The sequence below is a fragment of the Corynebacterium aquatimens genome (genome assembly GCF_030408395.1).
Taxonomy (GTDB): domain Bacteria; phylum Actinomycetota; class Actinomycetes; order Mycobacteriales; family Mycobacteriaceae; genus Corynebacterium; species Corynebacterium aquatimens.
In genome coordinates, this window is the sequence record NZ_CP046980.1 from 693,776 (window position 1) to 715,477 (window position 21,702).

The following is a 21,702-nucleotide window of genomic DNA, read 5'->3' on the forward strand; positions in this document are numbered from 1 at the left end:
CCGCACCGATGGTGCGTTAAGTCGGTGCCCGCAGGCTACGACTTGAAACCGAATGCCTTTAAGCGTTTGCGGTCGGCGGCGGAAGACGAAGCGGTGAGCGCTAAAAGCTCTGAGTAAATGCCGCCTGACGTTGCCAGTTCGGCGGGTGAACCGATTTCGTCGATCCGGCCGTCTTTGAAGGTGATGATGGTGTCCACGCCCGCGATCGTCGATAAGCGGTGGGCAATCATGATCGTCGTGCGGTCCTTCATCAACTCATCAAGGCCTGCTTGAACCGCGCGTTCGGACTTCGTGTCCAGCGCTGATGTTGCTTCATCGAGCACCAGCACCGGAGCGTCTTTGAGCATCGCGCGTGCAACAGCGACGCGTTGTTTCTGACCGCCGGACAGGCGCAGCCCGCGTTCGCCGATCACGGTGTCGTAGCCGTCGGTAAAACCGGAAATGAAGTCGTGCGCGTTGGCGCGCTTGGCCACCTGGGTGATTTCTTCTGCTGTTGCATCGGGTTTGCCGTAGGCGATGTTCTCGCGGATCGTGCCGGAAAAGAGCGCGGGCTCCTGGAAAACCACGCCCACGGAGGCGCGTACGCGTTCAATGTCAGCGGAGGCGATGTCAGTCCCGCACACGGTGAGACGGCCGTCCTCGATCGGGTAAAGGCCAAGCAGGAGGTTAACCAGCGTGGATTTACCCCCGCCCGATTCGCCCACTAGCGCAATCTTTTCCCCGTGCCGGGCGGTAAAAGACACGTCTGTGAGAACCGGCTCGCCTTCGTTGTACGCAAAGGTGACATCGTCGAATCGCACCATCGGCTCAGCCTTGGGAAGTGCCGGGACCGCGGTTGTGTCCAGGTCCGGGACATCGGATGCCGCAGTCGCTGCTACCACTTGGCTGTTAGCGGATTCTTCGATCGGCTCGTCCATGACCTTGAAATAATCACGCGACCCAGCCACGGCGCGTTGCGCTGAATCGACTAACCAACTCATCATCTGGACGGGCATCTGGGTCATGGTGACCAGCTGCACCAACATCACCATGTCACCGATGGTGAATCGGCCCGTGACTGTCTCCCGGAACAGCAATAGGTAAATGCCGAAGAAGATCAAGTTCATGGCCATGCCGCGGGCGAAATCCATGGAGTGCCACCAGCGCGTTTGGGGCCTAGTAAGAGCAACGGTGTTTCCGTAGTGGCCACCGAATTCACTCAGTTCGCGGGTTTCCGCAACGAAGGACTTGGTCACCTTCACCTGGCCTACGACCTCAGCGAATCGCCCGTTGGCAAGGTCGATTTCCTGGTTCTTGTCCTTTTCAAACTTCTGCCAGCGCTTGGACGTCAAGGCGGTCAGAACGAGGTAAATGGGGAAGAGCAAAACCAGTAAGACGGCCAAAGGCCAGTAGAAGTATGCCGTGATTCCAAGGATTGCTACCACCTGCAGAAGCATTGGCAACAACGTGTTGGAAAAGCTTTGCACCGTCTGCGTGATGTTCATGATGGAACGATCCAGCCGAGCGATGATCGTTCCCGTGATCTGTCCATCGAAGTATTTCTGGGGCAGGGAAAGCAGCTTGGCAAAGTAGCGGGTGGACAGTACCTGGCGGATCCTGGCGGAGACAACGTCGCCCAAATACCCACCGATGTTGCGCATGACCGTGTCCAGAGACTGGGCAGCAAACAGCGCGAGAGCGAGCCAGCAGATCGTGGTGAGAGCATCAGTCGCGGATTCACCGCCGTCCCTGACCGCGTCCACGATCGTGTTGGTGGCTTCCCGCAGAATGAATGGGGAGACCAAACTTAAGGCTGCAGTGACCGAAGAGATCAGCACAATGCCTAGGTAGTAGGGCCACAGCGCGGATGCGCTGCGGAGAACTCGAATGAGCGGTTGCACGTCTTCCTCCAGCGGAATCGTTTGCGGGTGAGTGTGAAAATCAGGTTGTGACTAGATCAACAATGTACACATCTGGGCGTTTTCGCCGTGCCTGCTTGTAAAGTAAAGAAAGCTTCGGACACAATCGGAATCGAACACGTTGAGTCCGTTCACGCCCGCTTTAGATTCGTTTCACGTTGCAGGAGTCACTTCATGCCCACCCGGTCTCGCATTAGCCCAGCCATCGCGGCCGCATCTATCCTTGCCGCCAGCTCCTTCGGGCTCGTGGCGTGCGGTGAGGAAGAAGGCGACGTCGACCAAGCGGGCACGATCATTCCCACGACCGCCGCGGCTGGTGAGGATGAAGAAAAACACGAGTGGCGCTCGGATGACGTGCCGATCAAAACCAGCGACAAAATTGCTGGCGAGGTTGTCGAAGACCCAGGCATGGACGTCTCCTACAAGTGGCAGGGCACCAGTTATTCACAGACAGGCGGCTCGATTGTCACCATCGCGGTAAAGAACCACTCCGACATTCCGATGCCGAAGGATGCCTTAGGGGAACCGCAGCTGACGTACAACAACGGCATCAAAGCTGAGAGGCTGCGCGGGGAACAATCAGGCCTGCAGAACGACGGGCTGGACATGCCATTGGGTGCGGGTGCGACGACAAACCTGCACTACGCTTTCGACGTCAGCCCCGGTAACTTGAGCGAAGCCCAGTTCCGTATCGGCAATGTCCGCTTCAACGGCAACCTGAACAACTAGTCCCACTTCAACGAAAAGGCCTCGCGCAGATAGGCCAGCGGTTCGCGAACGAGCTCCGGGTTCTTACCGGACAGGTCCACGCGCAGCGCGTTGTGGTGGTCGGAATATGGTTCCCAGCCGGGTTCGCCGGTGCGAGCGTACGTGACCAACCAGGCGTTGAGGCCCTCGCCTTGTGCGTATCCTTCGCCCGCAAACAGCGGTGCCAGATCCGCGCAGTGGTAGGGCTTCACCACGCCGTCGCCAACGAGTTCCGCCTGCCACACTCGTCCAGGGGCGTTGAGGCTGATCATGTCAACCCACCGGCGGATCAGGTTCGCGGAGAAGAATTCACCAAGAATGTGTTTCGGGTTGCGGGCTTTCAAAACTTTGAAAAACCGCACGTAGTGGTCTGGTTTCAGCCCCATGATGAAGCCGGGCAGGATCATGTCGAACCGTGCCATATTGGCCCGGTCGCGTTTGGCCGCCGCCTCATACATTTCTTCGCTCAGTGAGGAGATGACTAGGTCGACCTCTGCCATTTCAGCTGGGTCAAGTGGGGCGGGCCCCAGCGCCATGTCAGTGAAGTAGCGGCGGCGGACAGCGCTGTATCCTCGTCGAATTTTCTTCTGCCCTGAGCGCGTTGCTGCCGCGTCGTTAAGCGCTTTGCGCGTAAGCGGTATTCCGGCGCCTGCCCTGATCACGGATTTGCGCTGGTTGTAGGACAAACGTGGGAAAGCAGGGGAGAGCGCTAATGCGCGTCGAAATTCGCCCTTGTAGTGGTCCTTGCGCATCAGCCACAACACCACTGCGGCGCCCGCGGATTGCCCGGACAGTGTCACATTCGTGGGGTCGCCGCCGAAGGCTTCGATGTTGCGTTGCACCCACGTCAGTGCCGTGGCCACATCATTCACCGCGCGGAAATGCGCCGGTGGATCGTCGTGGAATTGGGCCAAGCCCTCCAGCATCAGGCGGTAACCGACTTTGACCAGGATTACCCCTTGCCGCGCCAAAGCATCCCCCGGGGCCGCGGGATCGGTATGGTCGCCCATCTCAAACCGGCCGCCGTGAACATGCACGATGACGGGAAGGTCATCGACATCTTTCGCGCCTAAAGGCGTGGTGATCGACAACGCTATGTCGTCGGGTCGCTCCACCGTGGCGTCGATAAGCATGCCCTGCGGTGCGGGCTCCGCATCACTAAACGGCGCCGGAATACGCGAGTAAGCGATGGAATGAAAGCGTGCCACGTCTTCATCGGCCACCCCAATGATAGTGCCGGCTGGACAGGTGACCTCCACGGGGGATTCACTAACGGTCATAGTTTTAAACCTTAGCTTTAGAATCAAAAGCAGTTTTAGAATCGACGTTTCACAAGTGCGGAAAGGAGCGCAATGCTGGATTGGTTTACGCAGCTCAGCCCGTGGTTTCAGCTTCCCATTGTCTTGCTGATCGCGGTGCCCATTGCGTTTGTCATCGCCCTTCTCATGCTGCGGAGCACAGATTGGGTCGCGGCACGCACTGGGCGCACGCACACGCTTATCGACGATTCCCGCGCCGCAGTCCCGGCCCCGACTGAAGGGGATAGAGGTTCTGGCACAGGAACTGGGGCAATGCCTGGCACCGTCGCACGCGGCTCTGTGCGGTGGGTGGTCAATGACACCGACGACGTAACGCCGAAACCACGCGCTGAGTTAGACTAACGAGCCATGGCCAACCCCGAGGAATTGCGGAAGCAAGATCAACAGCTGCCGAAGCGCAAGCGCAAGTACCCGAAGTCCCGGGTCACGCAAGCGCTGTGGGTTCTTTTAGCGCTCGTGGTCATTGCGGGTGTCGCGGGCCTGCTGTAGGCACATTTACGCTGGTGACCGTAGTCGCCGCGGGACGCTACGAAGACCGCTTGGATGCCTCGGACATCCGGTGGAAGAGCTCGATGCCCTCGAGATCTTCGATGAGGACCGCTGTGCCTTCGGCGTCGGTGAGTGGGACGCACCAGTTCTTGTACTGCTCCGCGTTGGTGCCGGGCTGGTTCTGAATCCGGCGGTCGCCCACCATGTCCACCAAGTTGGTACAGGTGAGTGCTGAGCGAGTGTTGGCGATGAAGGACGTCAGTCCCACCACGATGTCATTGACGTCGCCGCGCTGGTCGCGCCCAAGACCATCGAAAATGATGTTGTTGAGCATCGTGCCCGCGAATGCCCCGGAGTCACGCACGGTGTTTAAGACATCAGCCTGCCAGGCAACATCCTTCGCGTCGAGCTCCTCGAAGGAGTCATCAACGATACCTAGGGAATCGCGCAACTCGTTGTGCGCGCCCAGCAAGTAGCCGGCGGTTGGCGGTAGGTCGTGCGTTCCCACGGAGCTTAGGCTCAGATTGCGGTATTCCAGCTGGGTCTTGGGACCGTCGTCCGGCGGCGAGGTTTCGAACCACAGCACGGAAGTGCCTAAGATGCCGCGCTGACGCAGGGCATCTTGGACCCATGGCTCGAAGGTTCCCAGATCCTCACCGACCACGACTGCACCGGCGCGCTCCGCTTCCAGAGCAAGGATGCCCAGCATCGCCTCGTGGTCGTAGTTCATGTACGCGCCCTCGAGAGGTGAGCCGTAACGCGGGATCCAGAACAGGCGGAACAAGCCCAGAATGTGGTCGACGCGGATGCCGCCGGAGTTGCGCAGAACAGTGCGCAACAAATCGCGCCACGGACGGTAGCCCGTCTCCGCCAGTGCAAACGGGTTCCACGGCGGCTGCGACCAATCTTGGCCATGCTGGCTGTACTGGTCCGGCGGTGCACCGACCGATGCCCCTTGGACCAGAACGTCTTTCAAGGTGAACGCATCCGCCCCACCAGGGTGGACACCCACCGCGAGGTCCGTCATGATGCCGATGCGCATCCCAGCCGCGATCGCCTTGTCGTGGGCGTCTTTGCGCTGTGAATCAGCGAGGAACTGCAGCCACATGTAGAAGCGCGCGAGTTCTTCCTCGTGCTGCGGGTTAATGTGAATGATCTCGTCGCGCGGGCCAGCGGCATCATCGACATCATCGGCAGCGTTATCTGCGGCCATCTCCGAAATGGCCGCGTCGAACTCGGCGCGGCGGGTCAGTTCCACGCGTGCGCACCAGTGCGCAAAGTTCACGAGCCCTTCGCCTTCTTCCGCGATGAACGCCTCGAATTCCTCGTAGCGCGCGGTAGACTCGCCGGATTTCAGGAAGATGTCGTAGAGCTCCTGCAAAACGGCGAGCTTGATCTCATAAATCAAATCGCGGTCGATGAAGTCGCTCGAGCGGTTCGTGGCCTTGAGCTCCGCAATCAAATCGTCAGCGGCTTCCCTCGTCTCCTCATCGAGTTGGGCGAACTCCTCGACGTCCTCCACCGCAATGTAGATGGGGTTGATGAATCGGCGCGAGGTTGGCAGGTAGGGCGAATCCTCGATCGGAGGGATCGGCTCCGCCGCATGCACAGGGTTAATCAGCAGGTAGTCCGCACCCTGCTTCGCCACTGTTTCAGCCAGCGCCCCAAGATCGTGAAAGTCACCGATGCCCCATGACTGCTCACTGCGCACGGAGTACAGCTGAGCCATGACTCCCCAGCACGGCTCGGCCAGAAGTTCGTTGGTGGTGTGCAGGTACTCCGGCGTGATCACCAGGGTGCAGGTGTGTTCTACACCATCGGATTCAAGGTGGATCGTGTGCCAGCCTAACGGAAGATCACCGCGGATGTGGAACGTGGCTCCGCCGTACGTGGTCTCACCGTCAGACGCTGGCGGGTCCCAGTTCTCATCTTGGTAAGTCTCTGAAACGCTGCCGTCCTCCAAGGTCACCCACACGTTGGCGGGGCGGCCTTCCGGGACGTGCACCGTGAAGCGGTGCTCGACTCCTTCGCGGGCAACGACAACTGGGGGCAGCGGGCGCGTTGCCCACTGGGTCCGCCATGCATCCAAAGCCTCCGTTAAGTCCTCTTGCGTAGGCTCATCCGGCAGCGGAACATCGAGCGCCTGAAGGAGCTGGATAAAGGACTCACGGGGAGGGGAAACCAAGTCCCCGTAAGAGCCGCGGTAGGAGGTGCTTAACCCGTAGGCCAGCGCTAGGTCGGTCAGCAGGTCCGAGTTCGTCACAGAACGCCATTGTGCCAAAGACACCAATGAACCGCTTGAGAAGGTGAGGCGTAATCTTAGAGTTGTGTCTGAAACAACCTCACTTGCAACCGAGCCGTACACCACCCCCGCCGGATTCACACTTGCTCCTGAAGACAACTGTCTGACGATCACGCTGAGAAAGTGCGAGGAATTTCCCGATCGCCCATTCCTTTCGCACCCGGAGGCCTTCGACTGGAAGGAGGTGACGGGCAAGGAGTTCGCTCAGTTGATCCGTGACGTTGCCAAGGGCATCGTTGCTAATGGCATCGAGCAAAACGACCGCGTTGCCCTCATGGCTGAGTCCAGCTTTGAATGGACAGTGATGGACTTCGCAATCTGGGCTGCCGGCGCAGCGAGCGTGCCGATCTACCCCTCGTCGTCGGCAAGCCAGGTGCAGTGGATCGTGGAAGACTCCGGCGCGAAGCTCGCGATCGCCGATGAGGGCGCGAACCAGTCGCTGTTCACCAACCTGGTTGTCGGTGAGAATGGCCACGCGCCGCTCTACGATTCGCCGACACAGCTACAGCGCGTGCTCTCTTTCTCTAAGGGAGCAATCGAGACGCTTATCGACGACGGGAAGGACGTCGACGACGCGATTATCGATGAGCGAATCAAGGCCATCAAGCACGATGACCTCGCATCGTTGGTCTACACCTCCGGTACTACCGGTAAGCCGAAGGGTTGCATCCTGACCCACCTCGTTTGGGCGCACCAAGCGATGGCGCTTTTGACCAACCCGATCGGCAGCATTGCTAACACCCACCCGGGCGCCCGGTACATGACGGTCCTTCCGCTGGCGCACGTTCTTGCCCGTTCGGTGGAGCTTGCCTGGGCACTGGGCGCTGGCCACCAGGCGCACTGGTCCAACACGTCGACGATTCCGCTGGCGTTTCAGCGCTTCCAGCCTCAGATGATTCTGGGCGTGCCCCGCATCTTTGAGAAGGTGCGCGACGGTGCATACAACAAGGCTGCCGACGGATCGTCGTTTAGCGCGCGTGTGTTCCTCGAAGCGGAGAAGACCGCTATTGAGTACTCTAAGGCGCTCGACACCGATAAGGGCCCAGGCGTGGTGCTCAAGGCACGCCGCGCACTCTTTGACAAGCTCGTGTACTCCAAGCTGCGTGAAGCAATGGGTAACCACGCTGAGTTCGCCATTTCTGGTGGTTCGGCCATTTCGACCAACTTGCTGCACTTCTTCCGTGGCCTCGGCTTGCCTATCTACGAGGGCTACGGCCTGACCGAAACCGCTGCTGCGGCTGCCGTGAACTGCCCGGGTCACACCAAGATCGGAACCGTCGGTCGCCCGAACAACGGTTACTCGGTCAAAATCGCCGATGACGGTGAGATCTGCTTCAAGGGCGATGGCGTGTTCCTTGGCTACTGGAACAACCCAGAAGCAACCGCCGAAGCTATCAAGGACGGATGGTTCCACACCGGCGACTTGGGCACGGTGGATGAAGAGGGATACGTCACCATTACCGGCCGCAAGAAGGACCTCATCGTCACCGCCGGCGGAAAGAACATCTCCCCGGGACCGATGGAAGACATCCTGCGCTCCCACCCGCTGATCTCCCAGGCAATCATCATCGGCGACGACAAGAAGTACGTCACCGTCCTGATCACTCTCGACGAAGACGAGCTGCGCCGCTGGAAGAAGACCAACAACATTCCAGAGGACATGGCCGTGTCCGAGCTGATCAAGAAGAGCGCCGATCTGCGCACGGAAATCCAGTTCGCGGTCAACGAAGCGAACCAGACCGTGAGCAACGCCGAGCAAATCAAGAAGTTCCGTGTTCTTCCCCGCGACCTCAGCGAGGAAGAAGGCGAGATCACCCCGACCCTGAAGGTCAAGCGCAACGTGGTGCAAGAGCACTTCTCAAAGCAGATCGATCGTCTGTACCGCTAGCGCCCAGCCCGTCGCACCCAAAGACCGGAACGCCACGTCGCGTTCCGGTCTTTTTTGCTGCCATCATTTGCTCGCGCATTCTGCTCGCGTTTTTTGTTCGCGTTTTTGCTCGCGCACCTTGCTTGCACAAGCTAGGTGTCGAGCCGTCGGTTCCAGGTGTCGAGCCGTCGGTTTTTAGGTCGCACGCGACCTGGGGTTTTGTGTGTTGAGGGACGTCGATTTGCTCAACGGCTCGACACCTGGAATCGACGGCTCGACACTTGTCGTCTGGGGGTGAGGGAAAAACGGGGAAAACGGGGAAAATTGTGAAATTTCTCACGAAAGGAGGGCGAAGTAAGTATTTTGGATTGCAAAAGTAGTCACTTCAGGGTTCCTGGGAGTGCTTGAGGGCTCGGATGAGCGCTTGAGAGTGCTTGAGTGTGCTTGGCTTCGGGCTCGGGAGCGCGGGAGCGATCGATTGGCAGTAAAGAGAGGGAGAAGTTCCGATGGTTCGATCAACATACAAGGTGGAGGCGGGATTTACGGTTGCGCCTGAGGAAAACTGCTACTCGGCTTTGGTGGAAACCGCCAGGAAGCACCCGGAATGGATTCTGTTCTCCCGGCCGGAGGGGTATGGCTGGACTGATGTCCGCGCGGATGAATTCGTGGCCGAAGTGCGTGAGGTGGCCAAGGGATTGATCGCGATGGGGCTGGAGAAGAACGACCGCGTGGCGTTACTTTCCGGGGCGCGCTATGAGTGGGCGGTGACAGATTTCGCGGTCATGGCGGCCGGAGGAATCCTGGTGCCGATCTATCCGACGAGTTCTTTGGATCAGGTGCAGTGGATCGTTGAGGACTCCGGGGCAGTCCTGGCGATTGCTGAAACATATGAGCATGCTGTTCTGTTTGAGCACATGGTGCTGGATAGCAGCGGCGTGCCGCATCTGTCCGATTCGCCCTCGCAGCTGCGCAAGGTGTTGAAGTTCAACGCCGTGCAAGGAGTTGAAGAACCCGCGATTGATGCGCTCAAAGCCGCGGGGCGCGACGTGAGTGATGCCGAGTTGGATCAGCGAATTGCCTCCATTTCGCATTCAGACATCGCATCGTTGGTCTACACCTCAGGCACCACTGGGAAATCCAAAGGCTGCATCATTACCCATCTCAACTGGATCTTCCAGGTCCGCGCAATGATGAAGCACCCGATCGGAAAAATCTCTGGACCCGGTTCGCGGATGGTGACCTACCTGCCGATGGCCCACGTTTTGGCGCGTTCCCTGCACCTGATGGGTGCGCTCAGCGGTACGACGCAGTCCCACTGGTCCGACGTGTCCACGATCGCCATGGAATTCCAGCGCGTCAAACCCAACATGGTCGTTGGTGTGCCGCGCGTCTACGAAAAAGTCCGTGATGCTGCGTACCGGAAAGCCTCGGACGGTTCCGCTATCGGTGCCGCGATCTTCGCAGCAGCAGAGAAAACCGCGGTTGCCTACTCCGAGGCTCTAGAAAAGAAACGTAACGGTGGCCGGGGACCGTCGATAAGCCTGAAGCTCAGGCGAGCGCTTTTTGACAAGCTGGTGTATTCCAAGATCCGCGATGGGCTCGGCGGCGAAGTGACCTACGCGATTACGGGGGCGTCCGCGCTGGGCGCGCCACTGGGGCACTTCTTCCGCGGAATCGGGCTGCCTGTCTACGAGGGGTACGGTCTGACCGAAACGACGTCCGCGGCCACGGTGAACTTTGATAAAGACACCAAGATCGGGTCCGTTGGAAAGCCCATGCTGGGGTACGAAGCAAAGGTGACCGAGGAGGGCGAAATTTGCCTCAAGTCAGAGGGAATCTTCGGGGGTTATTGGCGCAATGAGGAAGCTACCGCCGATGTCATTCGCGATGGTTTCTTCCACACGGGTGACCTGGGTGAGATTGATGATGAAGGCTTTGTGACGATCACCGGGCGCAAGAAGGACATCTTGGTGACGTCTGGCGGAAAGAACGTTGCGCCGCAGCCACTCGAGGAGCAGCTACGCCTTGACCCGCTGATTTCCCAAGCGGTGGTGGTCGGCGACGGCAAACAATTCATTGGCGTTTTGATCACGCTCAACGAGGAGGAGCTTGCGCGGTGGAAAGAAAAGCGCGGAATTTCCAAGGACGTGCCGGTGTCGAAGCTCGCGGAAGACCCGAATTTGCGCGGTGAGATCCAGGACGCGATCAACGTTGCAAACAAGATTGTGAGCAACGCCGAAGCGATCAAGAAATTCCGTATTCTGCCGCGCGATCTCACCGAAGAGGATGGTGAGCTGACTGCAACGCTCAAGGTCAAGCGCCCGATTGTGCTGCAGAACTTTGACGCGGAAATGCGCAAGCTCTACCCGCAGCCCTAACTTGTGGGTGGATCTGGCACGCTTCCCGGCGTGCCGTACAAATTCCTGTGAACGGCTGGCCTAAAGTCAAGCCTCGTAACAACAACGAACGGGAAGCTTTCGGAAAGGGGGCGGGTGTGCACAGAAGCGCTGCCACTTTGCGTCACCGCGAGTTGACCCAAGAGGTTTACAACATCGGCGATGAAGTAGCGGAGTACATTGAGCACATCGCGGAGGCTATCGCCGATTACGACGGGGAGCTTGCCGACGATTGCTTGGCCGAGTTCGCTGAGATCGTTTCTGACGCCCGGTGCGATGCCCGCCGTATTGTCGGGGAGCTGATCGGGCTGCGCCAGGCGCTCGTCTCCGGTGTGAAGGCCGGCAGCCTTTCGGCGGCGATCGCCCCCGAGCAGCGCATCCCGGAACCCGAGATCCTCGATGCGTCTGCGCTGTACGAGCTTTTTCCCCTGGACACTCCGGCTTCTGTGCAGTCCATGACTGACACGCTGATTGGGCGCACGGACCTTGTGGTGCAGCACCTAGGTGAAATCGTGGACTACACCCTGGAGCAAACGGATTCCGTGGCCCAGGATCTGTCGGCCGTGTCCTTGCCGCACCTGTACGCCCGCGTCGGGGAATTGGTGGAACAGGCTACCGACGGGTGGCTTGATGCTGTGGCTGCGGAACACCCAGCCGTTGCCCGGAAACTGCGTGGCGCGAACCCGCCGAAGTTCCTCGAGGAGCGCGCGCGGATTGACGCGATCGTCGCTCGTGTTGCGGCGAAGCGCTCCCGCCGCGGCGCGTAAGCCTTATAGATTGGTAAAAATGACTGTTCCGGCTGGTGATCGGACTAATTCTGACCATGGCGCGATACCGGCGCACCGCGGTTTCGGGGTGTACGTCCACGTTCCGTTTTGTGCGACACACTGCGGATACTGTGACTTCAACACCTATACCCGTTCGGAGACGGGCTCGTCTTTCTCTGAGTATCTGGATGCGCTGGATAGTGAATTGGCGCTTGGGGCGCAGCGTGTAGCCGAGTGGGGTTATGGGCCTGCGCAGACTGTCTTCATTGGTGGGGGAACACCGTCATTGCTGGGGGCTGAGGGGTTAGGCCGGATCCTCGATCGCGTGCGGGGGACCTTCGGTCTTGATCCCGGGGCTGAGGTGACTACGGAATCGAACCCGGAATCCACGTCACCGGAGTACTTCGCGGGGCTACGGGAGGCGGGTTTTACCCGTGTGTCATTGGGGATGCAGTCCGCGTCCACGCCGGTGTTGCGGATCTTGGACCGGCAACACACCCCTGGGCGGGCGGTCGCAGCGGCGAAGGAGGCCCGCGCGGCTGGCTTCGACCACGTCAACTTGGACCTTATTTATGGAACACCAACGGAGACCGATGATGACGTGCGTGCCAGCCTTGACGCGGTGCTGTCCGCGGACGTTGACCACGTTTCGGCGTATTCACTAATCGTGGAGGACGGGACCGCGATGGCGCGTAAGATCCGGCGCGGTGAGTTACCCGAGCCGGATGAGGACACCTACGCCGACCGATACGAAATGATCGCGGCCACGCTGGAAGCCGAAGGGTTTTCCTGGTACGAGGTATCAAACTGGGCGAAACCAGGTGGGGAGTGCCAGCACAACTTGATCTACTGGCGTGGGGGACGCTGGTGGGGAGCAGGGCCGGGCGCGCATGGTTTTGTTGGTTCCACGCGTTTTTATAACGTCAAGCGGCCGGAACGATACTCCGCTGTCCTCGCCGAAGGGAAGTTTCCTATCGAGGGCACGGAAGAAGTCACCGAGGCTGATCAGCACTTTGAAACACTCATGCTGGGTTTGCGGCTCCGGGAGGGCATTATGCTTAGCGACGTCCAGGATGCTGCCCAGGGGGTCGTCGACAAGCATGTGCGCGATGGCTTGCTCCGCATTTTCGACGGCGACGGGGATGGTTGCGGGGTAGGCGGAAAGCGAGTCGCCGTGACCGACAAGGGAAGGCTGCTGGCAGACGGAATCATTACTGATATTCTTGCCGCGGAATAGGGCATTGAGCAGCTATTTTCGCTCCTGCCAGCGCTAGGGGATTCTCCACGCAATTAGCACTCGGATTTAGTGAGTGCTAAAACTGGTGGGGGAAGGCGGTGATATCGGGTGGCTAGTGCAGCAAGTGAACGTCGGCAAGCAGTATTGCGCGCAATCGTTGCAGATTACATTGCGCTGCATGAGCCGGTGGGGTCTAAAAGCCTCGTCGATAGGCATAAGCTCAACGTGTCGTCCGCAACGATCCGGAACGACATGGCGGTGTTGGAAGCCGAAGGGTATATCGAGCAACCCCACGCGAGTTCAGGGCGAGTGCCCACGGAGAAGGGCTACCGCGCGTTCGTTGACGCAATCAACAAGGTCAAACCACTGTCGGTGCCGGAGCGGCGCGCGATCGTGGAGTTTTTGGAAAGCGGCGTAGATCTAGAAGATGTGCTGCGGCGCTCAGCCCAGCTGCTAGCGCAGCTGACGCGGCAGGCAGCCGTAGTGCAACTCCCCACCCTGTCCGTCTCACGCGTCAAACACTGTGAGGTGGTGGCGTTGACCCCGGCTCGCCTGTTGCTGGTGCTGATTACGGACCAGGGAAGGGTGGATCAGCGCAACGTGGAGCTCGCCGGCCCGATCGGTGATGATGACGTGCGGCAGTTGCGTGACCTTTTGAACTCGGCGCTGGTGAACACAACCATGGCCGATGCATCGGAGGCGCTCGTTGCGCTGGCCGCTCGCGCGCCGCGCGACATCGCGGACCCGCTGGCACGATGCATCGCCGTCATCATTGACACGCTGGTGGATAACCGGAGCGACCGCATACTCATTGCTGGGGCGTCCAACCTCATCCCGTTCACGTCCGATCTGCTGGGCGCGCTCGAGGCCCTGGAAGAACAAGTCGTGGCGCTGCGCCTCATGGCAAACTTGCCCGCCCTGGGCAACGTCAACGTGGTCATCGGCAGTGAAAACACCGAGGCGGAGCTGTCCAAGGCGTCCGTGGTGACCACCGGTTACGGCGCGGACGGAGCAACGTTGGGTGGTCTGGGCGTCCTCGGCCCCACCTACATGGACTATCCCGGTACGATTCAAAAGGTTGCCGCAGTGGGGCACTACATCTCCCACATCCTCGTCGGCGAAGATTTTTAGAAAGGACACTGTTGCACAGTGGCTCGTGACTACTACGGCATCTTGGGCGTGGACCAGGAAGCGACGGAAGCGGAGATCAAGCGCGCGTACCGCAAGCTTGCTCGCCAGTACCACCCAGACGTCAACGACACCGAAGAGGGCGCAGAGAAGTTCCGTGAGATCTCCTTGGCCCAAGAAGTATTGCTGGACCCATCCAAGCGCGCCATCGTGGACCGCGGTGGGGACCCGATGGAACAAGCCGGAATGGGAGGGGCGTCTGCCGGGAACTTCGGCTTCGGTGACATTTTCGAAGCATTCTTCGGCGGTAGCGGTGGCGCCAGCCGCGGCCCACGCTCCCGCGTTCAGCCGGGGTCAGATGCCCTGCTGCGCACCTCGATTACGTTGGAAGAGGCATACGCTGGCGTGAAGAAGGACGTCACGGTCGACACGGCCGTTGTCTGTGATTCCTGCCAGGGCTCTGGTTCTGAATCGGGTTCCAAGCCTGTGACCTGTGATCACTGCGGTGGCGCAGGCCAGATCCAACAGGTCCAGCAGTCCTTCCTGGGCAACGTGATGACTACTGGGAGCTGCCCGAAGTGCTCCGGTTTCGGTGAGCTGATCCCGGACCCGTGCAACCACTGCGGTGGCCAGGGACGCGTCCGATCGCGCCGGGACATCACCGTGTCCGTTCCGGCGGGCATTGGTGACGGCATGCGCATCCGGTTGGCTGGTCAGGGCGAGGTCGGTCACGGTGGAGGCCCGGCCGGTGACCTGTATGTGGAGGTGTCCACTGAGAAGCACCCGGTGTTTGAGCGGGACGGGATCGACCTGCACATGCGCATCGGCGTTCCCATGATGGACGCCGCCTTAGGCACGGAAATCACGGTGGATAACCTCGCTGGTGAACCCACCACGGTGACGATTCCCGCGGGCACCCAGCCGGGCGAGGAACTTCTCATGCGCGGTGAGGGCATGCCGCGCTTGCGTGCCGACGGGGCGGGTGATCTGATCGCTCACGTGGGCGTGATCATTCCGACGGAGCTGTCCTCGAAGCAGCGCAGCGCGCTCGAAGACCTGCGCGCGAGCCTGGGTGAAGAAGCCTTCGTGGAGCGCGAAGACGAAAAAACCAACTTCTTCGGCCGTATCCGCGACCGGTTCCGCAGGTAGCATGAGCCTTCCGTATTTCATTACCAACAACCCCACCTCCGGCGAGCTCACCGGCAGGGAAGGGCGCCACGCCGTGACGGTCAAGCGGATTCAGCCGGGCGAGTACATCATGCTTACCGACGGCGAAGGCACGCTCGTCGAAGTGTGCGTCGAGTCCACCAGCGGAAAAGACACGCTGCGCGGTCGGGTCGTCGATACGCAGCGAAGCCCGCAACCCACGCCACGGGTGACTGTCATCCAAGCTGTGCCGAAGTCCGACCGGGCGGAGCTCGCAGTGGACCTGCTGACTCAGGGCGGCGCGGACACGATCATTCCGTGGATTTCCGCGCGCACCATCGCTCGGTGGGAGGGACCCAAAACCGCCAAGCACGTGGAAAAGTGGCGCACGATTGCCGCAGAATCCTCCAAGCAGGCGCGGCGCGCATGGGTTCCAGACGTAGCTGAACCGGTGACAACGAAGCAGCTCGCGGAGATGATTGCGGGTTATGAGGCGGATAATTCTGACGGAGTGGTGCGCACGATGGTGCTTGTCCTCCACGAAGACGCGAGGCTCACACTCGGCACTTGGGAGCCGGATGCCTTTGAAGACACCACCCACATCGTTCTCATCATCGGCCCTGAAGGCGGCATTGGCGAGGATGAAGCAGACGCGTTAGTTCGCGCAGGCGCGCTGATGATCTCCTTGGGGCCGGAGGTTTTGCGCACGGCCAGCGCGGGATTTGCGGCGCTTGGCGCATTAGGCGTGCTCACACAGCGCTGGAAGCGATAAAACTGACTGGTAAGGTTGACGTTCATGGCAGAATTGCCCCCCACAACCCAGGTCTATGAGCTGGACCATGACCACGCCCAGAATGTCTTGGGCATCAACGATGAGAATCTGCGGCTGTTGGACGAGCAGATGGCGGTGGACATCCACGCGCGCGGAACGCGGGTCACGTTCCGCGGTCCCGCCTCCCAGATCGAGGGGGCGCGGCGCGTTCTTGATGAGCTCCAGGCGATGTCGCGTCGCGGCATCATCATTACCCCCGATGCGGTGAGCCACGCGGTGTCCATCATGGAGGCCCACCCAGCGCAATCGGCAGCTGAGATGCTGGGCCAGGAGATCATTGCTCGCCGCGGCCGCGTGATTCGCCCGAAGACACCGGGGCAGCGCCAGTACGTTGATGCGATTGATGACAACACGATTGTTTTCGGTATTGGACCTGCGGGTACCGGTAAGACCTACCTGGCCGTGGCCAAGGCGGTGCAGGCACTGCAGTCCAAGCAGGTGAAGCGGATTATCCTGACCCGTCCGGCCGTCGAGGCGGGGGAGAAACTGGGCTTTTTGCCCGGCACCCTGAACGACAAGATTGACCCGTACCTCCGCCCGCTCTACGACGCACTGCGCGACATGCTGGATCCCGAGGCGATTCCAAAGCTCATGGAAGCCGGAGTCATCGAGGTCGCGCCGCTGGCGTACATGCGCGGGCGCACGCTTAACGACGCATTTGTGATTCTGGATGAGGCGCAAAACACCACACCGGCGCAGATGAAGATGTTCCTCACCCGCCTTGGCTTTGGAACCAAAATGGTGGTCACTGGCGACATTTCCCAGGTGGACCTCCCGCGCGGAGTGATTTCGGGTCTGCGTGTGGTGCGCAACATTCTGCGTGACGTAGAGGGCATTCACTTTGAGGAATTCGGTGCGGATGACGTTGTGCGCCACCAATTGGTAGGCCGGATCGTTGACGCGTACGACCGCTATGATGCAGCGCGCATCGCCCGCCAGAAGGCCGAGGTCACAGAACTTCCCACGGACACGGGGCAAACAAGGAGTACATAATGAGCATCGAGGTTCTCAACGAGTCCGGTGAGGCCGACGTCAACGAAGAAATGCTGATCGACGTCGCGTCGTTTGCGCTCCGTGCCTTGGACATCCACCCGGATGCGGAGGTCACGATCACCTGCGTGGACACTCCCACCATGTCCGATTTGCACATGCGGTGGATGGACCTTCCCGGCCCCACGGACGTGATGAGCTTCCCCATGGACGAACTCACCCCGGGCGGCGGACGCCCGGATGCGCCGTTGCCCGGGCCGCAGATGCTGGGCGACATCATCCTGTGCCCAGAGTATGACCGCAGGCAGGCCGAGGCAGCGGGGCACCCGCTGGGGCATGAGATGGCGCTGCTCACCGTCCATGGATGCCTGCACCTGCTTGGCTACGACCACGCGACGCCAGCGGATGAACGCGAAATGTTCGGCTTGCAGAATGAGATCCTTGCGGATTGGTACGACGACCTCTCCGCACGCGGGGTCGTGTACCAGCCGAAACCCACTGGCACTCATGCGTTCCCGTCCGCGGCGGACCGGGAGGAGTTAGACCGGCTCGTCGATAAGCGAGAGCTCGAAAGCGCACCGGACGAAAGCACACCGGACGAAAACGCGCGCGACGAGGGAGACGAATCTTAAGAGTGGACAGTCTGGGTGTAGACGTCTGGGTCTGGTACGGAGTCGTCTCTTTTGTGACGATCATCCTGGCAGGCTTTTTGCGCACGATTGAAACCGCGCTGACGCCGGTGTCCCGCGCGCGCGTTGAGGCGATGGTCAAAGACGACGTCTCCGGCGCAAAAGCGCTGCTGCGAGTTGTGGATTCGCGTGCGAACCACATCGGCGTGCTGAAGATGCTGGAAACGGTGCTGGATACATTGTCTGCGGTGTACGCGGCCATGATGATGATGGACATCATCCCATCCGACGCGTGGGCTGTGACCGCGGCCGTGCTGGTGGTGACGTTCCTGCGCTTCGGGATCGTGGGCGTGATCGCACGCCGTCAAGGAAAACTCAACCCGTATTCCATCTCACTGCGCACGGCGCAGGTCCTCACCGTTACCTACGTGCTTTTGGGGCCGTTGTCGAAGCTCTTGATCTGGATCGGAGATCTTGTGCGGCCCGGCGTGGAGCCTGCCGAGAACCCGTACGCGACGGATCTGGAAATCCGCGAGGCCGTGGAGATGGCCGAAGAATCCGGCGCCGTTGAGACCGCGGAACGGCGAATGATCCAGTCGATCTTCGACCTCGACCAGACCTACGCCCGGCAAGTGATGGTTCCGCGCCCGGAGATGATCTGGATTGAGTCGGACAAAACGGCGGCGCAGGCGGCGAACCTGATGATTCGCTCCGGGCATTCGCGCGTGCCGGTCATTGGAGAAAGCGTCGATGAGATCGTGGGTATCGCTTACATCAAAGACCTGGTGGAGCGCACCTACAACAACCCTGAGGAACGCTCCCGGCCGGTTGCCGAAACGGTACGGCAGCCAATGTTCATGCCGGATTCTAAACCACTGGACGCCATGCTGGAGGAAATGCAGCAGACCAACACGCACATCGCCATACTTATCGACGAATATGGCGGCGTGGCCGGCATGATGACCATGGAGGACATCCTCGAAGAAATCGTTGGTGAAATCACCGACGAATACGATGAGGATGAGGAGGCCCCGATCGAAGAGATCACCCGCAGCGCGCTTGACGACGAATCGCCGGGGCCGCGCCGCTACCGTGCCCATGCGCGTTTGCCGTTGGATGACCTAGTAGATTTCCTGCACGATGAGGCGCACTTTGATGTGGAGTTCGATGAGGAGATTACAGACAACGTTGAAACTGTGGCGGGGTTGATCTCCTACACGCTCGGCCGTGTTCCGTTGCCTGGCTCCTTCATCGAGCACGAAGGGATGCGGTTTACTGCCGAAGGTGGGCGTGACCGTCGCGGCCGCGTGAAAGTGCGTTCCGTGGTGATCACGATTCCGGAGCGGGATCTTTCTAAGTCCCCTGATGCTGATGACAATCGGAATGAGTGAATGCGATGAACATTGTGTCGATTCAGTCCGCGGTGGCGTACGGCCACGTGGGCAATTCATGCGCGGTGTTTCCGCTCCAGCGCCTTGGCCACAACGCGTGGCCAGTCAACACCGTGAACTTTTCTAACCACACGGAGTACCCGTCGTGGCGTGGACCGCGGCTCACAGCGCAGCAAGTGGGCGATGTCTTAGAAGGTCTGGAATTCGTCTACCCGCAGGTAGACATGGTTCTTACCGGGTACTTGGGCTCGGCGGACTTGGCTGAGGTCATCGTGGGGGCGGTCAATCGCATCAAGGCCGCGAACCCTGCAGCGCAGTGGGTCTGCGACCCCGTGATTGGTAACGCCGCGGTGGGATCGTTCGTGGACGATGACATCCCCGGGGTATTCATTGATGTGGCCATCCCGGTGGCAGACGCGATCACGCCGAACCAGTGGGAACTGGCGCTTTTGACTGGGCGGGAGCTTTCAACGCTTGAGGCCACCGTGGATGCCGCGCGATCACTAAAACCGCGCAGCCTGATCACCAGCGTCCACACGGGGGACGGTACAACAATCGGCATGTTGGATATTTCCCCGGAGGCGGCATGGTACGTGGAGACCCCGCGCTTAGGCGACAACGTCGTCGGCGCAGGTGACCTCGCCGCGGCGATGTACACGGCCTTACGCGACGAAACTCCGAAGGCACGGCTGGAGCACCTCGCGGGAACACTTTTTGACATGATTGCCGCGGCCGAAGACGGCCTTACTGGGTTGCCGCTCGTGGCGGAACAAGACTTGATTGTTCAGCCTCGCTCGCGCTTTGAAGCCCGCCGCCTCTAGTAGCATCAGGTTTTATGGATTTCTCGGACACACCGGAAGGGTTCCGCTCAGGATTCGTCAGCTTTGTGGGCCGCCCGAACACGGGCAAATCGACGCTGACCAACGCGCTGGTGGGGGAGAAGATCGCCATCATGGCGGATCAGCCGGAAACCACGCGGCACCCGATCCGCGGAATAGTCAACACCGAGGGTGCTCAGATGATCGTCGTTGATACGCCCGGTATTCACCGGCCCCGCACGTTGTTGGGCGAGCGCCTCAACGAGGTAGTAAAAGAGACCTTCACTGACGTTGACGTGGTGGGGCTGACGGTGCCTGCGGATGAGAAGATCGGCCCCGGTGACCGGTTCATCTTGCAGCAGGTCCGTGACACGGCACCCACCATGCCCATCGTGGGCATTTTGACCAAACTGGACAAAGTACCCAAAGACGTCGTCGGCGAGCGCCTTGTGGAACTGCATGAGCTGTTGGGGCCGAACTCGGAGGTCGTCCCGGTGTCCGCCACAGAGCAGGTACAGCTCGACGTCCTGACCGAGGTACTGGTGTCTCAGCTGCCGGAGGGCCCGCGGTTCTACCCGGAGGACCACGTCACCGATGAGGACATTGAAACGCGCATTTCTGAGCTCATCCGCGAAGCGGCCCTAAGCGGGCTTCGGGACGAGCTGCCGCACTCCGTGGCGGTACAGATCGATGAAATGTACCCCGACCCTGATGCCCCTGCAGGGCATCAGGGTCGAGAAGATCAGGAGCCGGCGCGCATGATGATCTACGCCGTGCTCTACCTTGAACGCCCCGGCCAGAAAGACATCATTGTGGGCCGCGACGGCCGCCGCTTGCAAAGCATCATTCAGCGCTCCCGCAAACAAATCATCGCGCTGTTAGGCCGCAACGTTTACCTTGACCTGCGCGTGAAAATTTTGAAGAACTGGCAGTCCAACCCCAAGCACCTGGGACGACTCGGGTTCTAGGTGTACAAGACGGTGGGTAGAGAAAGCTACCGCGACCGCGCGTTTGTGGTTCGCACCTACGACTTCGGGGAGGCTGACCGCGTGGTCGTGCTGCTTACTCGCTCGCACGGCCTGGTGCGCAGCGTGGCAAAGGGGGTGCGCAAATCTAAAAGCCGCTTCGGCTCGCGGATTCAGCCGTTCGTGGACGTAGATATCCAGCTTTACCCGGGCCGAAACTTAGACACGATCACTCAAGCGGACACGGTTGGCTATTACGGCACCGGAATCATTGATGACTATGATCGCTACACCGCCGCGTGCGCGATTTTAGAGACCGCAGAAAGACTCTCTTACGCGGATGCGGACACTGACTCGTTCCTCTTCGACGAGATCGCGCATGCTTTTCGACGACTCCCTGTTACCGCGCACCCAACCTTGGTGGTGGATGCGTTCATTGTGCGCGCCACCGCTCACGCCGGGTGGGGGTTGAGCTTATTCAATTGCGCTAACTGCGGCAGGCCTGGCCCGCACCATGCGTTTCATTCGCAGATCGGCGGTGCCGCGTGCGTTCACTGCCGCCCGCCGGGGTCTTTTGACGTGGAGGAAGAAACGCTCCACTTATTGTGGCTCTTGGCGCAGAACGACACCCCGCAGGTGCGGGACCGGGCCGAGGCTCAAGCCGAGGCGCAGGCGAGCAAAACCACGGTGCACCAAGCCCACCGTCTAGCCACGCACCATCTGCAGTGGCACATGGAATCGGCGCTGAAAACGTTGCGGATCATGGAACAGGCCTAACCAG

At 60.2% G+C, this 21,702-nt stretch carries 19 protein-coding genes; 16 read left to right on the top strand and 3 right to left on the bottom strand.

Annotated elements, in window-relative coordinates:
• Nucleotides 1-35: 35 nt before the first annotated feature.
• Nucleotides 36-1,880, bottom strand: a complete 1,845-nt coding sequence (locus tag CAQUA_RS03195; protein ID WP_196824550.1) for an ABC transporter ATP-binding protein — start codon at nucleotides 1,878-1,880, stop codon at nucleotides 36-38.
• Nucleotides 1,881-2,072: 192 nt separating this feature from the next.
• On the opposite strand from CAQUA_RS03195, the gene CAQUA_RS03200 reads away from it, so the two are divergent.
• Nucleotides 2,073-2,627 carry a hypothetical protein gene (locus tag CAQUA_RS03200; protein WP_196824549.1) on the top strand — a complete coding sequence of 185 codons (555 nt, stop codon included), beginning with the start codon at nucleotides 2,073-2,075 and terminating at the stop codon, nucleotides 2,625-2,627.
• Here the strand turns inward: CAQUA_RS03200 and CAQUA_RS03205 are convergent.
• On the bottom strand, nucleotides 2,624-3,925 hold the full coding sequence (locus CAQUA_RS03205) for a carboxylesterase family protein (RefSeq protein ID WP_196824548.1): 1,302 nt from the start codon (nucleotides 3,923-3,925) through the stop codon (nucleotides 2,624-2,626). The two genes, CAQUA_RS03200 and CAQUA_RS03205, sit on opposite strands and share 4 nt — an antisense overlap.
• 72 nt (nucleotides 3,926-3,997) lie before the next feature.
• Between CAQUA_RS03205 and CAQUA_RS03210 the strand changes: the two genes are divergently transcribed.
• Both CAQUA_RS03210 and CAQUA_RS03215 read left to right on the top strand, forming a co-directional pair.
• Nucleotides 3,998-4,306, top strand: coding sequence for a hypothetical protein (locus CAQUA_RS03210; protein ID WP_196824547.1), 309 nt, complete (start codon nucleotides 3,998-4,000; stop codon nucleotides 4,304-4,306).
• A 6-nt stretch (nucleotides 4,307-4,312) separates the two neighbouring features.
• The gene (locus CAQUA_RS03215) at nucleotides 4,313-4,453 is read left to right on the top strand and encodes a hypothetical protein (protein WP_196824546.1); all 141 of its coding nucleotides are present in this window, start codon (nucleotides 4,313-4,315) and stop codon (nucleotides 4,451-4,453) included.
• A 37-nt stretch (nucleotides 4,454-4,490) separates the two neighbouring features.
• Here the strand turns inward: CAQUA_RS03215 and malQ are convergent, their stop codons facing one another.
• The gene (malQ, locus tag CAQUA_RS03220; RefSeq protein WP_196824545.1) at nucleotides 4,491-6,716 is read right to left on the bottom strand and encodes a 4-alpha-glucanotransferase; all 2,226 of its coding nucleotides are present in this window, start codon (nucleotides 6,714-6,716) and stop codon (nucleotides 4,491-4,493) included.
• A gap of 64 nt (nucleotides 6,717-6,780) precedes the next feature.
• Here malQ and CAQUA_RS03225 point away from each other — a divergent pair, with 64 nt between their 5' ends.
• From CAQUA_RS03225 to recO, 13 genes are all read left to right on the top strand, one after another.
• Nucleotides 6,781-8,643 (top strand): AMP-dependent synthetase/ligase, encoded by a 1,863-nt coding sequence (locus tag CAQUA_RS03225; protein WP_196824544.1) that lies wholly within the window; start codon nucleotides 6,781-6,783, stop codon nucleotides 8,641-8,643.
• Nucleotides 8,644-9,128: 485 nt separating this feature from the next.
• Nucleotides 9,129-11,000, top strand: a complete 1,872-nt coding sequence (locus CAQUA_RS03230) for an AMP-dependent synthetase/ligase (RefSeq protein ID WP_196824543.1) — start codon at nucleotides 9,129-9,131, stop codon at nucleotides 10,998-11,000.
• 116 nt (nucleotides 11,001-11,116) lie between these two features.
• Nucleotides 11,117-11,785 (top strand): hypothetical protein, encoded by a 669-nt coding sequence (locus CAQUA_RS03235; protein WP_196824542.1) that lies wholly within the window; start codon nucleotides 11,117-11,119, stop codon nucleotides 11,783-11,785.
• Nucleotides 11,786-11,804: 19 nt separating this feature from the next.
• Entirely contained in the window at nucleotides 11,805-13,022 is a 1,218-nt protein-coding gene (hemW, locus tag CAQUA_RS03240) for a radical SAM family heme chaperone HemW (RefSeq protein WP_196824541.1), read from the top strand.
• Nucleotides 13,023-13,130: 108 nt separating this feature from the next.
• Nucleotides 13,131-14,153, top strand: coding sequence for a heat-inducible transcriptional repressor HrcA (gene hrcA / locus CAQUA_RS03245; protein ID WP_196824540.1), 1,023 nt, complete (start codon nucleotides 13,131-13,133; stop codon nucleotides 14,151-14,153).
• A gap of 18 nt (nucleotides 14,154-14,171) precedes the next feature.
• Nucleotides 14,172-15,299, top strand: coding sequence for a molecular chaperone DnaJ (dnaJ, locus tag CAQUA_RS03250; RefSeq protein ID WP_196824539.1), 1,128 nt, complete (start codon nucleotides 14,172-14,174; stop codon nucleotides 15,297-15,299).
• 1 nt (nucleotide 15,300) lies between these two features.
• On the top strand, nucleotides 15,301-16,068 hold the full coding sequence (locus CAQUA_RS03255; RefSeq protein ID WP_196824538.1) for a 16S rRNA (uracil(1498)-N(3))-methyltransferase: 768 nt from the start codon (nucleotides 15,301-15,303) through the stop codon (nucleotides 16,066-16,068).
• 24 nt (nucleotides 16,069-16,092) lie between these two features.
• Nucleotides 16,093-17,121 carry a PhoH family protein gene (locus tag CAQUA_RS03260; protein ID WP_196824537.1) on the top strand — a complete coding sequence of 343 codons (1,029 nt, stop codon included), beginning with the start codon at nucleotides 16,093-16,095 and terminating at the stop codon, nucleotides 17,119-17,121.
• Nucleotides 17,121-17,750 (top strand): rRNA maturation RNase YbeY, encoded by a 630-nt coding sequence (gene ybeY / locus CAQUA_RS03265; protein WP_196824536.1) that lies wholly within the window; start codon nucleotides 17,121-17,123, stop codon nucleotides 17,748-17,750. Before CAQUA_RS03260 ends, ybeY begins: the two co-directional genes overlap by 1 nt.
• Nucleotides 17,751-17,803: 53 nt before the next feature.
• A complete protein-coding gene (locus tag CAQUA_RS03270; protein WP_376993112.1) occupies nucleotides 17,804-19,138 on the top strand; it encodes a hemolysin family protein in 1,335 nt (444 codons plus the stop codon).
• Nucleotides 19,139-19,143: 5 nt separating this feature from the next.
• Complete coding sequence (gene pdxY / locus CAQUA_RS03275) at nucleotides 19,144-19,959, top strand: pyridoxal kinase (RefSeq protein ID WP_196824535.1); 816 nt, start codon at nucleotides 19,144-19,146, stop codon at nucleotides 19,957-19,959.
• A gap of 14 nt (nucleotides 19,960-19,973) precedes the next feature.
• A complete protein-coding gene (gene era, locus CAQUA_RS03280) occupies nucleotides 19,974-20,924 on the top strand; it encodes a GTPase Era (protein ID WP_196824534.1) in 951 nt (316 codons plus the stop codon).
• Between the two features lie 12 nt (nucleotides 20,925-20,936).
• Nucleotides 20,937-21,698 (top strand): DNA repair protein RecO, encoded by a 762-nt coding sequence (gene recO, locus CAQUA_RS03285; RefSeq protein WP_196824533.1) that lies wholly within the window; start codon nucleotides 20,937-20,939, stop codon nucleotides 21,696-21,698.
• The last annotated feature ends 4 nt before the right edge of the window (nucleotides 21,699-21,702 follow it).

Bases quoted from the DNA above. Each gene is read 5' to 3' on its own strand.
- era (WP_196824534.1), top strand. From the start codon at position 19,974: ATGGATTTCTCGGACACACCGGAAGGGTTCCGCTCAGGATTCGTCAGC.
- CAQUA_RS03230 (WP_196824543.1), top strand. From the start codon at position 9,129: ATGGTTCGATCAACATACAAGGTGGAGGCGGGATTTACGGTTGCGCCT.
- pdxY (WP_196824535.1), top strand. From the start codon at position 19,144: ATGAACATTGTGTCGATTCAGTCCGCGGTGGCGTACGGCCACGTGGGC.
- CAQUA_RS03205 (WP_196824548.1), bottom strand. From the start codon at position 3,925: ATGACCGTTAGTGAATCCCCCGTGGAGGTCACCTGTCCAGCCGGCACT.
- CAQUA_RS03215 (WP_196824546.1), top strand. From the start codon at position 4,313: ATGGCCAACCCCGAGGAATTGCGGAAGCAAGATCAACAGCTGCCGAAG.
- CAQUA_RS03255 (WP_196824538.1), top strand. From the start codon at position 15,301: ATGAGCCTTCCGTATTTCATTACCAACAACCCCACCTCCGGCGAGCTC.
- ybeY (WP_196824536.1), top strand. From the start codon at position 17,121: ATGAGCATCGAGGTTCTCAACGAGTCCGGTGAGGCCGACGTCAACGAA.
- CAQUA_RS03210 (WP_196824547.1), top strand. From the start codon at position 3,998: ATGCTGGATTGGTTTACGCAGCTCAGCCCGTGGTTTCAGCTTCCCATT.
- hemW (WP_196824541.1), top strand. From the start codon at position 11,805: ATGACTGTTCCGGCTGGTGATCGGACTAATTCTGACCATGGCGCGATA.
- CAQUA_RS03260 (WP_196824537.1), top strand. From the start codon at position 16,093: ATGGCAGAATTGCCCCCCACAACCCAGGTCTATGAGCTGGACCATGAC.
- CAQUA_RS03200 (WP_196824549.1), top strand. From the start codon at position 2,073: ATGCCCACCCGGTCTCGCATTAGCCCAGCCATCGCGGCCGCATCTATC.